This is a genomic window from Enterobacter sp. SA197, assembly GCF_054131575.1.
Genome location: NZ_CP096393.1, coordinates 3037975 through 3050247, shown reverse-complemented (window position 1 = coordinate 3050247; position 12273 = coordinate 3037975). Strand labels below are relative to the sequence as shown.

The window sequence follows — 12273 nt, the reverse complement described above, 5'->3', positions numbered from 1 at the left end:
GCTGTCGCGGGCGGGTATGAATGAACTGGCGTTATTCGGCAAATTTGCGTAGCGCATCACCGTCAAGGCGATAACGCACCCATTCACTCTGGGGAAGTGCACCGATACTGAGATAAAAATCAATGGCCGGCTGATTCCAGTCCAGCACGCTCCACTCAAGGCGGCCACATTTTCGTTGTACGGCGCATTGCGCAATGTGCTTAAGTAGCGCCTTGCCGGCCCCTTTGCCACGAAAATCCGGAGAAATATATAAATCTTCCATGTAGATACCGTTGCGACCGAGCCAGGTTGAGTAACTGGTAAAGAAGACGGCATAGCCCGCGATTTTTCCTTCGATTTCGCAAATCAACGCTTCCGTTTTACTGCCTTCACCAAACAGGGTGGCGGCGATCTCATCCGGCGTCGTCACAACCTCTTCTGGGGCTTTTTCATACACGGCCAGCTCATAAATCATGTCGTAAATGGCCTGGGCGTCAGCCGGGCGTGCCTGGCGGATGAGGGTACTCATTGATATTTCTGTCCTTTCATGGGTGGTCAACATTGATAGCGCCAAGCATAAGCGTTATCGTTAAAAGAATTAAGTGCAATGAAATCACTGGTTGATGAATATTATGCATTCAGTTCTGCGGCGTCTCGATTTAAACCTTTTGCTGGTGTTCGATGCCATCTACCGACATCGTTCGGTAAGGCTGGCGGCAGAGGAGCTGGCGATGAGCACGTCAGCACTGAGCCATGCGCTTTCGAGACTGCGGGTGAGCCTTAACGATCCGCTTTTCTTCCGTGAGGGCCACACCATGTGCCCCAGCGTGTATGCAACATCGCTCGCAGCGTCGATTGCCTCCGCCCTCAAATTCCTTAATCAGGAGCTGACGCCACAACCGGCATTTGTTCCTTCGGCCAGTACGGACTGCCTGCAGATTGCCATTACGGATTTTACGGCATTTTGTATCTTCCCTGCGTTGATGAACCACTTACAGAAGCAGGCGCCGGGTCTGCGTTTTGAGCTCCGCTATTTACCCCACAGCCCGGCGCTTACCGAATTACTGGCCGGAGAGATCGATCTGGCGCTGGGTTTCAGCGCCCCTGATGACAGGGGTCATCCTGAACTCGATGAGATAGGCTGGTTTGAGGATGAATATGTGGTTATCAGCAATCGTGCCCGCAACGGGTTAACGCTGGATGAGTATCTCGCCGCGCGGCATGTAGTGGTGACCCCCTGGAATGAGAAAATGGGGATACTGGATCTGCAGCTTGCGCAGATGGGCCATGCGCGTCAGGTGACGGTAAAAACACCCTCTATGCTCAGTGCGCCTTTTATGGTTGCGCAGAGTGACCTGCTGATGGCGATGCCGCGCTATGCGGCAGAAAAATTGTCTTCCGCCGCTCCGGTGAAGATATTTCCTTTACCCTTTAACGTACCGGCGTTTGAAGTGAGAATTTATTCACATAAGCGCAGCGGTAAACGGGCGGTAACGGACTGGCTGAAGCAGACGTTGCTGGTACTGAGACAGGAAATTTGCGCGAAAGAGAGCAAAAAGCCCGCTTAAGATGCCTTAAGCGGGCTTTTTAAAATTTGGCTCCTCTGACTGGACTCGAACCAGTGACATACGGATTAACAGTCCGCCGTTCTACCGACTGAACTACAGAGGAATCGTGTGAACGGGGCGCATATTACTTGCCACGTCGGGGTGTGTCAACGCTAAATTTAACCTGCTGATTCAATTGATTAATTAAACCGCAGGCTGTGGTTTTAATGTACGCGTTTCTCATGCGTATCTGGTGCATGGGGCCTGTCGCGCAGCCGGGTTAAGGGATCCTGACCATAAAAGGCACAGAACCGTTGCCAGAGCAGCGGAAAACGAGGGGCAAAGAGTTCCGGGGCACTGAAAAAGTATTCGGACAAGACCGCAAAACATTCAGCGGGATCGGTTGCGGCATAAGCATCGATACTCGCCGCGCTTTCTCCCACCAGATCGATTTCATCCTGAATGTTGTCCATTGCGGCACGCAGGTCGTGTTCCCATCCGGCAACTTCACGCAACGCAATATAAGGGATGCCGTTTGCACGGTCGCCGTTGCGGGCATCGAGTTTATGGGCGACTTCGTGAATGATCAGGTTGAAACCCGAAGCATCAAAAGAGTCCTGGATATCCAGCCAGTTGAGGACAACAGGACCCTGCTGCCAGCTCTGGCCTGACTGGACCATGCGCTGGCTGTGCACAAGCCCGATGTCATCTTCCCATTCGTCATCCACCACAAACGGGGCAGGGTAGATGAGGACTTCATGAAAGCCGTCCAGCCACTCGAGACCGAGTTCGAGCACGGGCAGGCAAAATATCAGGCTAATCCGGGCGCTCTTGAGGGCATCAAGCTCGAAACCCTGCAGCGCAACCAACCGTTTCTGTTGCAAAAAACGGTAAGCCAGATGCACCAGCTTCGTTTGCTCTTCTAAAGTCAGACTCGCCAGTAGAGGGATATTCAGCGCATCTTCCCACGGAAATTCAGCGTCTTGGGAAGTTTCTTTCGTTTTCCAGGGCCACTTTATCATCGCTTTGCTCGCAAACTCGCCACTTGAACCCCATTCACGGGAGAGGGGCTGTTAAAATGCCAAATAACCTGGCATGATGGCAACCATTGAAACGGAGAGATGCCGGAGCGGCTGAACGGACCGGTCTCGAAAACCGGAGTAGGGGCAACTCTACCGGGGGTTCAAATCCCCCTCTCTCCGCCACTTCTTATTGATTTCCTTCCGAAATCTCCCGCCTGAAGGCCATGAATGTTACACATCATGGACAAACCTGTCATGTGCATAGCTCTCATAAACGTAACGCAATCTACGCTTTTATTCGCCGCGAAGTGAAATCCTTTTTCTCATTTTGTGGCCTCTCTTCTTTTTTAAAGCGTAGCCAGAAAACCGGTAGCGTAATGAAGTGCAAATCCGACGAGGGTGCCAGAGTAAAGAGGGCGATGCAGGGGCAGGCATAAAAAGCCCGCAGTCTGCGGGCTTGAGTGAGCGGGGATAAGTTTAGAACTGGTAAACGATACCCAGCGCGAACTGGTCATCTTTATTGGTGCCGGTTTCTTTGACGTAGTGAGTGTCATCCAGCAGATTGAACTGATAGGCCGCGTAAACGTTCATATTTTTATTGAAATAGTACCAGGTACCCACTTCAATGTAATTCACGCGCGAGGCATCGCCGCCTTTGAATTTACCGCGACGGCTCAGATCATCGCCCTTAGAGTAAACATAGCCGAGTGATGGACGCAGACCGAAGTCAAACTGATACTGCACAACGGCTTCGAAGTTTTGTGTTTTGTTGGCGAACTGTTTATCTGTTTCGACGGTCATGTTACGGGTTTCGCCGTACATCATTGCGGCATAAATATCGTTAGCATCATATTTCGCAGCAATTGACCAGACTTCAGCGTTGTCGCCTTTACGGTCTAAGGACTGCTCGTCGGTACGATCGGATTTGCCATAGGTTGCAGCAACACCAAAGCCTTCATAATCATAGGAGGCAGACATCGCGTAGCCGTCGCCATTCTGCTGGGTCACGCTATGATCACTATCGTTTTTACCCTGATACTGCAGCGCCAGGTTCAGGCCTTCAACCTCACCGAAGAAATCGGTCACGCGGTAGGTGGCAACGCCGTTGGTACGACCATTCATAAAGTTATCGGCTGCAGCCCAGGAGTCACCACCCCATTCGACCAGCATATCGGTGTAGGCCGCCACATCATAGGCCACGCCGTAGTTACGACCATAATCAAATGAGCCAAACTGACCGAACTTCAGCCCTGCGAACGCCAGACGGGTGCTCTCATCCTGGGTGCCTTCAGGGGTATTCGCCTTCATATTATATTCCCACTGACCGAAGCCTGTGAGTTCGGAATTTATCTGGGTTTCACCCTTAATACCAATACGCGCATAAGAGGTATCGGCATTTTCGCTATTGCTGTTATCGGTGTTTGTCCAGACTCGTTCACCAACGACTTTGCCGTAAAAATCAACTTTATTACCGTTTTTATTATAAATTTCTGCTGCGTTAACTGCGCCTGCGGCTAATAACGCTGGAATTACCAGTGCCAGTGCTTTTCTTTTCATAATCTATTCCCTTAAGATCATAATTTTTATGAATGTCAGTAACTTCATCCGAAATTACAGCTTGATACTATTCTATGAAGTTCATTTAAATTTACGACAAAGATGTAACTAAATGGGTTTAAATATTGCAAAATATTTCATCAAGGAGTTATATTTTTGCCATGAATTCAAATAATTAAGCATATTCATGCAATGATTGAATCAAATGTGATTTAAGTTATGGATGGCGAATTTTACAATGCCTTAATGTATGAAATGTTGGTTGTGAATATATTTTTATGAACTATTTGCTGGGTCTATATGAAAAAAACCCGAACTGACGTTCGGGTATTCCTGAGGAAGGCAAAAGTAAGTGTTAATAAATCAGAAGCTACTCAATGCAGTTAGCCTGCAAATAATGTCACAGGTTGGCGGAAAAATACAGATCTGTGTCTGAAAATTAAATAATTCATTCTTCAAATGCAAAGGCTGAAATTATTCATTAAAATATTAAAACAGATAAGCTCCACCGAAAATGCACTCAGGCTGTTTCACCCGCCTGAGCGGATACAAAAAAGAAGGGGTGAAGGTGCTGATAAAACGGAAAGATAATGACGGTAACGCAGTGGCAGCCACGTTTTGACGCCTGGCTGCATCAACATTATACCGGGGCCGATGCCGCGCACGATGTGACCCATTTTCGCCGGGTATGGCAAACGGCGCAGCATTTATGTGAAGGGGAATCCGTGGACGAGCGGATCATTCTGGCTGCCTGTTACTTTCACGACATCGTGAGCCTGCCCAAAAATCATCCGCAACGCCATCAGGCATCGCAAATGGCTGCACGCAAAGCCCGCGACATTCTGCAAACCGACTTCCCTGATTTTCCCTGCGAATGCTACGACGGGATAATGCATGCCATTGAGGCGCACAGCTTCAGCGCCGGCATTGTGCCGCAAACGCCGGAGGCCAGAATAGTACAGGATGCCGATCGCCTTGAAGCACTGGGCGCAATAGGGCTGGCACGAGTTTTTGCCGTGTCCGGCGCACTTGGCGTAGCCTTATTCGACGGCAATGATCCTTTTGCGGACCATCGTGTGCTGAACGATAAACAGTATGCCCTGGACCACTTTCGCACCAAGCTGCTCTCGCTTCCGCAGACGATGCAGACAGCAAAAGGGCGTGAGCTGGCTCGCCATAACGCCGGGTATCTGGTGCAGTTTATGGCGAAACTGGCCGCTGAACTGCGCGGCGATTTTTACGGCACGGACGAGAGCATACTCACACGCTTTCGTCCCTCATACTCTGAATGAGTGATAGCGAGGCAGGTGATGGCTGACGTTCATGATAAAGCGACACGCAGTAAAAATATGCGCGCGATTGCGACCCGTGATACGGCTATTGAGAAGCGCCTCGCCACGTTACTCGATGATCTGGGACTGGCCTACCGTGTTCAGGCGGCGGATCTCGCAGGGCGGCCCGATTTTGTGCTGGATGAGCAGCGCTGCGTCATTTTTACCCACGGTTGTTTTTGGCATCACCATGACTGCTATCTCTTTAAGGTGCCGGCGACGCGCACGGATTTCTGGCTGGAGAAAATTGGTAAAAACGTTGAGCGTGACAAGCGCGACATCGCCCTGCTGCGCGAACAAGGCTGGCGGGTGATGGTGGTCTGGGAGTGTGCATTACGTGGGCGTCTGAAACTGTCAGCCCCGGCGCTGTCAGAACGCGTTGAAGAGTGGATCTGCGAAGGCGGTGACGCCGCGCAGATCGACACTCAGGGCATTCACTAACCGGGGCTTATTTCTCAGTTTTGCAGGCAGTGATAACCGGACGAGCCGGGAAGAGATATTTCCCAAGGGTCACCAGCACGACGGCCATGATAATAATGCCCAGCGCTATCCACTCGGTTGATGAGAGATATTCTCCGCCGAAACCTGTGCCCAGTAACACAGCCACAACCGGATTAACATACGCGTAGCTGGTCGCCACGGCCGGGCTGACATTACGGATGAGATACATGTAGGCATTAATGGCGATAATAGAACCAAATAGCGCCAGATAGCCCACGGCTAAAAACCCTTCGGTGGTCGGCAGTGTCGTCAGGCGTTCACCGGACAGCCACGAGGCGGCCAGCAGTACAATGCCTGCCGCCAGCATCTCGATGGCACCAGCCATCATACCGATGGGCAGTGTGATACGTGAACCGTAGACAGAGCCGAAGGCCCAGCTCATGGATCCGACAAGGATCATCAGTGCACCCCAGGGATTACCGCTGAGGTTACCTCCGCTGTTAAGCAAAATGATGCCGGCAAGACCAATCGCAATCCCCATCCACTCAAGCTTGCGCGTTTTGATACCAAAGAAGTGGCTAAAGCAGAGCGTGAACAGGGGCACCGTCGCAACGACCACCGCAGCAATACCGGAAGGCACATTCTGATGTTCGGCCACGGTGACAAAACCATTACCTACAGCAAGCAGCAGTACGCCAATCAGGGCGGCATTCAGAAGGGGCCGAAGCGGAGGAAGTTTGTGTCCGGTCAGCAGTAAAAAGGCGGTCAGCAACAGTCCGGCTGAGAGAAAACGTGTCCCTGCCATCAAAAACGGTGGCCAGCTCTCAACGCCTATGCGGATAACAAAATAGGTGGAACCCCAGATAATATAAAGTGCAAAAAGTGAACCCAGAAGCGGTAGAACGTGCCGGAATCGCATACTCCCTCACTGCGAAATAAAAAGGAAGCATATAGTTAACGCGAAAACTATCGGACTTGCGAGAGGCGAGTGGTGTTTTACTGTTAAATTTCTGTTGCCAGTGCTCAAGCGATTTTCGTACCTCGCTTTTTACATCATACTTAGGTGGTGAATCGATCATGACGGCTTTTAATAAGGAAGGATATTTTGGCAGGAAGTAGCTTATTAACTCTTCTGGATGACATTGCCACACTGCTGGATGACATTTCAGTGATGGGTAAACTGGCGGCAAAGAAGACAGCAGGTGTACTGGGGGATGATCTCTCCCTGAACGCGCAGCAGGTGACGGGGGTACGTGCAAACCGTGAGCTGCCGGTGGTCTGGAGCGTAGCGAAAGGCTCGCTGCTTAATAAAGTCATTCTGGTTCCGCTGGCGTTGCTCATCAGTGCGTTTATCCCCTGGGCGGTTACGCCTTTATTGATGGTGGGCGGGGCCTTTTTGTGTTTTGAAGGGCTGGAGAAAGTGGTTCATACCCTCCATGCGCGTAAGCACCCCGAAAGCCCGGAAGTGAGACAACAGCGTCTTCAGGCGATAGCCGCGCAGGATCCTAAAGTATTTGAGCGTGACAAGGTGAAAGGCGCAATACGTACGGACTTTATCCTCTCAGCCGAAATCGTCGCTATCACGCTGGGTATTGTGGCGGAGGCGCCTCTGCTCAACCAGGTTCTGGTGCTGTCAGGCATTGCGCTGATAGTGACGCTGGGAGTATATGGCCTGGTCGGTATCATCGTTAAGCTGGATGACATGGGTTACTGGCTGGTTGAAAAGAAAGCCATGCTGGCGCAGGTCATCGGCAAGGGACTGTTAATTGTCGCCCCCTGGCTGATGAAAGTTTTATCGGTCGTCGGTACGCTGGCTATGTTTCTGGTGGGCGGGGGGATCGTGGTACATGGTATAGCACCGTTGCACCATGCTATCGAGTCCTTTGCTGCCGGTTACCCTGCCATTTTACAGGCCCTGCTGCCCATGCTGGCAAACCTGTTAACGGGGCTGGTGGTAGGCGCCATCGTGCTGCTGGCGGTCAAAGCCGTCTCCGGACTGCGCAAAGGAAAATCATAAAAAGGGAGGTCCGTTGTTACGCAATTCATGACAATGTCGTCTAAGGTGAAAACGTTTCACCCTGATGCCGGAGGCAATAATGGTCTTTTTGGTCAGTGATGAAGTGACAGCGAAAAACGGCGGCCCTGCCATGATAGTGACCGGTTATGCCAGTGGCATGGTTGAATGCCGCTGGTATGACGGATATGCCGTAAAACGTGAAGCCTTTCGGGAAGAGGAGCTGGTTTCTGGCACCCGACAGTGCGCTTGCGAACAAGCATAGCCATTGAAATGCCCGGCATGCCCGGGCGTTTTCATTTAGGGTCGCATCGTCTGCGGGCAACGTAATGCTACCTTTCACCATCCCAGGGAGTGACTGTGCGACAGACCAGCGTCGTAAAAAGCCCTTCGAGGCTTGAGAGGCTAAAAAAAGGGTTCGATCCCAGTTGGGTGGTTAACCTTTGCTTCGTTATCGTCCTCGTCTGCTCCACTCTCCTCACATGGCGAGAAGTGGTGGTTCTCCGGGATGCCTATATTGCCAGCGAGCGCAATGCACTGGATAACGTCAGCAATGAGCTGGACAGGCAGTTACAGGTCGGCGTCGATCGCCTGATTTTTTTCCGCAACGGTATGCAGGGCGCGCTGCAAACGCCGCTCGCCTTTGAGGTGTTACGTAATGTGCAGGGAAAATTTGAAGGTCAGAGAATGCTTCCTGACTGGCAGATTGAACTGGATAACCGACGAACACTCCCGCTGTATGGCGTGTCAGATTACTCTGTCGATCAGAGCCCCTTACTGAGCCGCGATAACGAACTCCTGCATAACGAACTCACCGCCGCCCTTGAGCTGGGTTATCTGTTCCGGCTGGCCTCGACATCGGTGATGCGCCCGCGTCAGGCCTGGTACGTTTCCCGCGCGGGCTTCTATCTCTCTACGAACCCGGTCACGCCCCGTGACACTATTACCCGCGAGTACTACCAGTTGCTGACCCGGGCGTGGTTTAGCCAACAGCGTGAAGCGCGTAATACGGGGCGCGGCGTGCGCTGGTTTACCGATCAGGCTCATCAGGCTGGCAATAATGACGCCGTTGTCACCGCCAGTGTGCCGCTCGATTACCAAAATTACTGGTATGGCGTGCTAGCCATGAGTTTCACCGTTACATCATTGCGCCAGATTCTGGTCGAGGCGCGACAGACGGAAAAAGATGGTGACTATCAGCTGTATGACAGTCAATGGTCACTGCTGGCGAGCTCGCTCTCCTCCGCGGATGAGCAGCTTCATGGCTTCACCCCTGACGAACGTCACACCCTCAACCAGGCGATGAGTCGTGAAATGACGGGCTGGATGCGCGTGGGAGCGCGTTTTGTCAGCTGGGAAAAGCTAAGGCATTTTGAGGGTGTCATGCTGCGCGTTCACACCCTGCGGGAAGGACTCGGGGGGGATTTTGGTTCGATAAGCATTGCGCTGGCCCTGTTATGGCTGCTCTTTACCTGTATGTTGCTGATTGCCTGGGGCGTTATCCGCAGGATGGTCAGCAATATGTACCGCCTGCAGCACACATTGCAGTGGCAGGCCTGGTACGATCCGCTCACCCGGCTCCCGAACCGGGGGGCGCTATTCGAGCGGGCAAAGGTGCTCTCTGCCGAAGGCGTGGCGAATCAGCTTCCTTTCTCGGTGATTCAAATCGATCTGGATCACTTTAAACATATTAATGACCGTTACGGTCATCAGGCAGGGGATTTGGTGCTGTCGCATGCCGCACGCCTGATCGGTAGCTCCCTGCGCGAGCCTGACATGGCAGGTCGGGTAGGCGGGGAAGAGTTTTGCGTTCTTCTCCCCGGTAGTACCCTTGAGGAGGCTGCCCGCATTGCAGAGCGCATTCGGGCGCGCATCAGTGGCAAAGAGATCCTGGTGACCAAAAGTCAGACCATCCGTATCAGCGCCTCATTCGGGGTGAGCAGCGCCCAGGAAACCAGTAACTATGATTTTCAGTACCTGCAATCCGTTGCCGACAGCCGTTTATACGTCGCCAAACGTTCTGGTCGTAATCAGGTTTGTGCGCAGGACGCATCGTCCGCGCCACCCAGCATGTGATCCATCCCCTCGCGCCAGCCTGCCGCGCCTTCAAGGGTGGTGTGATAAACGCGCGAGGGAGTGTCATCCCGCAGCTCAATACCCTGACGGTTTAATCCTTTAACCACAATGGCAAAATCGACGTTGTCCAGTAAGGGGGCGTCATTAGGCCCATCTCCCAGTCCAAGCGTAGTGAAAGCGCGGTTGTGATAATGGTGATACTGACGCGTCAGCCAGTTCACCGCCCGATCTTTCCCGGCGCGTTCATCAAGTACGTGCCAGAATCGCGCCCCCTGTACGAAGCGCAGACCCAGGCTTGCCAGCGTAGTATTAAATGTCTCCAGCTGTTCGTCACTGTCGCGCCAGATGACCGTTTCCGACGCCTCCTGCAAACGTGCCAGCCCCGCCTGAGCAGGGGGAAGTCCGGTTACCTCTTCCAGCGCATGCTCATCCAGCTCGCTCAAGGCGGTAAACTTAACCCCATCCCGTTCGCGCAGTTGAGACAGCACGCTAAAGATTTCGTCGTGTGACGCGCCCTGAATAATACGTGGATAATCAGCGCTGTCCTGCCAGTGTTCATCCAGCTGGATAACCGCCCCGTTTTCGGCAATAAAGGGCAAGCCCTGAAGACCCAGAATGCGCTGAATCGCGACCATCTCAGCCGCCGTTTTGCTGCTACAGAGAATGAGCGGAATTTGCTGGTCGCGCAGGCGTGTAAGCCAGGGGGCGGCCGCCTGCCATTCCCCGGTATGATTGTCCATCAGGGTGCCATCAACATCGGAAAATACCAGCAGCGCATCGTGTAATGTGGGCATACAAACTCCTGTAGTTGTTATCAGCCAGGCATTTACTGCTAAGACAAATCTCAATTTAGCCACGCCGCTTTCCGCCCGCCTTAGCAAGATGCGGGTTGGAGGACGCGCCAGCCTTACGTTTGCGTAATTATGTGCCTGAAATATATTTCAAAACTAATGATTGAGACCCCAAATATATCCTTGTCTTGCAAATAGTTTGCGGATACAGTGCGTGCTACATCAGATTCCCTGATGTAACGAATTTTTAAGTGCTTCTTGCGAGAGCAAGCTTTGTCCCGGTCACTCATGACCGGGATTTTTTATTTCAGCGGGTTAACTCGCTGATGCTGAAATCATGGACATCCAGTTCAAAAGCCTCCGCCAGTTCACGCCAGGTATGAAACTCCCGTCCATCGACGCTGACCCGCTCTCCTTCGCTGTCGTCCACGCGCCGGACGTTACTTTCGCTAATCTCATTGATTGCAGCCAGCAACGCATCCACGTCCACGTCACCTTTGACGGTGCCGTTGTTCGCTTTGTCGGTTTTCATCATGCTTACCTCATCGGCTGAGCCAGGATTAAGTATAGTCGGTAGAAAAAATAGCCAGCTGAACGCCAGGACGCTGTCAGGTAATGAGAATTGTTCTACACTGGCACAAATCAGACAGGAGGAGCGTTATGAAGGTTAACGATCGTGTGACGGTCAAGACGGACGGTGGTCCACGCCGCCCGGGAGTGGTGCTGGCGATAGAAGAATTCAGTGAAGGGACAATGTACCTGGTTTCGCTTGATGATTACCCGCTCGGTATCTGGTTCTTTAATGAAAAGGACCATCCGGACGGGGTTTTTGTCGAAAAAGTCGAATAGTTAAATTCGCCCTCCCGGCAAGGAGGGTGAAGCCCTTGGGTTTAGCGCATATTGACGAAAATACCGCTGGTAACATTGTCCGTCAGGCGGACCACGTGATAGATCACTTGCTTATTATGCGTTTTAATTTTCCTTTTAATATTTCCCTTATGTGATGAGACCGTTTTTGCCTTGATATTCATTTGATCCGAAATCTGAATCGTATCCTGCCCGGACATCCACATCTTCAGCATGCTTGATTCCGTGCGACTCAGGGAAAGCGTAGGTAAATTAGCAAGGGCAATATTCTTTTTTTCTTTACTAAGATAATCGGCTAAAAAGACATCCAGAGATTCAGGCTTAATAGATTTTGAACTGATCAATAAGTTTTTTCTGACTAACAGATATTCATCAAAATGAATATTGGCTATTGCCATAAAAACGATAAATAAAGTACGAGGATGTTGATTAATGATTTCTTTGATATGTTGACTGCTTACCGGGTCGTGAATAAAGCAATCCTCATTAATAAACACCACCGATGGCTGTAGCGCGGAACATACTGATTCAAGTTCTTCAACGGTATTTACATCGTTGATTTCTCGCTTCTTAACCCCCCGACTCGCCAGATACCCCGTTAGTCCCAGGCGGGTATAACTGCATAAATCCATGATAATCGTTGACATG

The 12273-nt window shown here is 51.6% G+C and carries 14 protein-coding genes and 2 tRNA genes; 8 read left to right on the top strand and 8 right to left on the bottom strand.

Translation table 11 applies throughout. The features are described 5' to 3' along the window. Window positions 1-31 precede the first annotated feature (31 nt). The gene (locus M1D91_RS14430) at window positions 32-508 is read right to left on the bottom strand and encodes a GNAT family N-acetyltransferase (RefSeq protein WP_437432738.1); all 477 of its coding nucleotides are present in this window, start codon (window positions 506-508) and stop codon (window positions 32-34) included. Window positions 509-599: 91 nt separating this feature from the next. On the opposite strand from M1D91_RS14430, the gene M1D91_RS14425 reads away from it, so the two are divergent. Next, window positions 600-1547 (top strand): LysR family transcriptional regulator, encoded by a 948-nt coding sequence (locus tag M1D91_RS14425; RefSeq protein ID WP_437432737.1) that lies wholly within the window; start codon window positions 600-602, stop codon window positions 1545-1547. A gap of 27 nt (window positions 1548-1574) precedes the next feature. Here M1D91_RS14425 and M1D91_RS14420 read toward each other — a convergent pair. Next, a tRNA-Asn gene (locus M1D91_RS14420) sits at window positions 1575-1650 on the bottom strand. A 100-nt stretch (window positions 1651-1750) separates the two neighbouring features. Beyond that, window positions 1751-2548: a DgsA anti-repressor MtfA gene (gene mtfA, locus M1D91_RS14415; RefSeq protein ID WP_437432736.1), complete on the bottom strand. Its 798-nt coding sequence runs from the start codon at window positions 2546-2548 to the stop codon at window positions 1751-1753. Window positions 2549-2641: 93 nt separating this feature from the next. Here mtfA and M1D91_RS14410 point away from each other — a divergent pair. Beyond that, a tRNA-Ser gene (locus M1D91_RS14410) sits at window positions 2642-2731 on the top strand. 294 nt (window positions 2732-3025) lie between these two features. Here M1D91_RS14410 and M1D91_RS14405 read toward each other — a convergent pair. After that, entirely contained in the window at window positions 3026-4105 is a 1080-nt protein-coding gene (locus tag M1D91_RS14405; protein ID WP_437432735.1) for a porin, read from the bottom strand. A gap of 590 nt (window positions 4106-4695) precedes the next feature. Between M1D91_RS14405 and M1D91_RS14400 the strand changes: the two genes are divergently transcribed. Both M1D91_RS14400 and M1D91_RS14395 read left to right on the top strand, forming a co-directional pair. Then, on the top strand, window positions 4696-5397 hold the full coding sequence (locus M1D91_RS14400) for a phosphohydrolase (RefSeq protein WP_437432734.1): 702 nt from the start codon (window positions 4696-4698) through the stop codon (window positions 5395-5397). An 18-nt stretch (window positions 5398-5415) separates the two neighbouring features. Further along, a complete protein-coding gene (locus tag M1D91_RS14395) occupies window positions 5416-5877 on the top strand; it encodes a very short patch repair endonuclease (RefSeq protein ID WP_437432733.1) in 462 nt (153 codons plus the stop codon). Window positions 5878-5884: 7 nt separating this feature from the next. Here M1D91_RS14395 and yedA read toward each other — a convergent pair whose 3' ends face one another. Then, window positions 5885-6796 (bottom strand): drug/metabolite exporter YedA, encoded by a 912-nt coding sequence (yedA, locus tag M1D91_RS14390; RefSeq protein WP_437432732.1) that lies wholly within the window; start codon window positions 6794-6796, stop codon window positions 5885-5887. Window positions 6797-6982: 186 nt separating this feature from the next. On the opposite strand from yedA, the gene M1D91_RS14385 reads away from it, so the two are divergent. The 3 genes from M1D91_RS14385 to dgcQ all read left to right on the top strand — a co-directional run bounded on the left by M1D91_RS14385 (window position 6983) and on the right by dgcQ (window position 9967). Then, entirely contained in the window at window positions 6983-7894 is a 912-nt protein-coding gene (locus M1D91_RS14385; RefSeq protein WP_437432731.1) for a DUF808 family protein, read from the top strand. Window positions 7895-7973: 79 nt separating this feature from the next. Next, window positions 7974-8156 (top strand): YodC family protein, encoded by a 183-nt coding sequence (locus M1D91_RS14380; RefSeq protein WP_437432730.1) that lies wholly within the window; start codon window positions 7974-7976, stop codon window positions 8154-8156. 95 nt (window positions 8157-8251) lie between these two features. Then, the gene (dgcQ, locus tag M1D91_RS14375; RefSeq protein WP_437432729.1) at window positions 8252-9967 is read left to right on the top strand and encodes a cellulose biosynthesis regulator diguanylate cyclase DgcQ; all 1716 of its coding nucleotides are present in this window, start codon (window positions 8252-8254) and stop codon (window positions 9965-9967) included. On the opposite strand, the gene M1D91_RS14370 is transcribed toward dgcQ, so the two are convergent. Both M1D91_RS14370 and yodD read right to left on the bottom strand, forming a co-directional pair. Beyond that, window positions 9922-10761: a mannosyl-3-phosphoglycerate phosphatase-related protein gene (locus M1D91_RS14370; RefSeq protein WP_437432728.1), complete on the bottom strand. Its 840-nt coding sequence runs from the start codon at window positions 10759-10761 to the stop codon at window positions 9922-9924. The genes dgcQ and M1D91_RS14370 overlap by 46 nt on opposite strands. Window positions 10762-11065: 304 nt before the next feature. Beyond that, window positions 11066-11290 carry a YodD family peroxide/acid resistance protein gene (gene yodD / locus M1D91_RS14365; RefSeq protein WP_437432762.1) on the bottom strand — a complete coding sequence of 75 codons (225 nt, stop codon included), beginning with the start codon at window positions 11288-11290 and terminating at the stop codon, window positions 11066-11068. Between the two features lie 128 nt (window positions 11291-11418). Between yodD and dsrB the strand changes: the two genes are divergently transcribed. Beyond that, window positions 11419-11607 carry a protein DsrB gene (dsrB, locus tag M1D91_RS14360; protein ID WP_437432727.1) on the top strand — a complete coding sequence of 63 codons (189 nt, stop codon included), beginning with the start codon at window positions 11419-11421 and terminating at the stop codon, window positions 11605-11607. A gap of 41 nt (window positions 11608-11648) precedes the next feature. On the opposite strand, the gene rcsA is transcribed toward dsrB, so the two are convergent. Then, on the bottom strand, window positions 11649-12272 hold the full coding sequence (gene rcsA / locus M1D91_RS14355) for a transcriptional regulator RcsA (RefSeq protein ID WP_437432726.1): 624 nt from the start codon (window positions 12270-12272) through the stop codon (window positions 11649-11651). Between the last annotated feature and the right edge of the window lies 1 nt (window position 12273).

Bases quoted from the DNA above. Each gene is read 5' to 3' on its own strand.
- M1D91_RS14430 (WP_437432738.1), bottom strand. From the start codon at position 508: ATGAGTACCCTCATCCGCCAGGCACGCCCGGCTGACGCCCAGGCCATT.
- mtfA (WP_437432736.1), bottom strand. From the start codon at position 2,548: ATGATAAAGTGGCCCTGGAAAACGAAAGAAACTTCCCAAGACGCTGAA.
- M1D91_RS14405 (WP_437432735.1), bottom strand. From the start codon at position 4,105: ATGAAAAGAAAAGCACTGGCACTGGTAATTCCAGCGTTATTAGCCGCA.
- M1D91_RS14400 (WP_437432734.1), top strand. From the start codon at position 4,696: ATGACGGTAACGCAGTGGCAGCCACGTTTTGACGCCTGGCTGCATCAA.
- M1D91_RS14395 (WP_437432733.1), top strand. From the start codon at position 5,416: ATGGCTGACGTTCATGATAAAGCGACACGCAGTAAAAATATGCGCGCG.
- yedA (WP_437432732.1), bottom strand. From the start codon at position 6,796: ATGCGATTCCGGCACGTTCTACCGCTTCTGGGTTCACTTTTTGCACTT.
- M1D91_RS14380 (WP_437432730.1), top strand. From the start codon at position 7,974: ATGGTCTTTTTGGTCAGTGATGAAGTGACAGCGAAAAACGGCGGCCCT.
- M1D91_RS14370 (WP_437432728.1), bottom strand. From the start codon at position 10,761: ATGCCCACATTACACGATGCGCTGCTGGTATTTTCCGATGTTGATGGC.
- yodD (WP_437432762.1), bottom strand. From the start codon at position 11,290: ATGAAAACCGACAAAGCGAACAACGGCACCGTCAAAGGTGACGTGGAC.
- dsrB (WP_437432727.1), top strand. From the start codon at position 11,419: ATGAAGGTTAACGATCGTGTGACGGTCAAGACGGACGGTGGTCCACGC.
- rcsA (WP_437432726.1), bottom strand. From the start codon at position 12,272: ATGTCAACGATTATCATGGATTTATGCAGTTATACCCGCCTGGGACTA.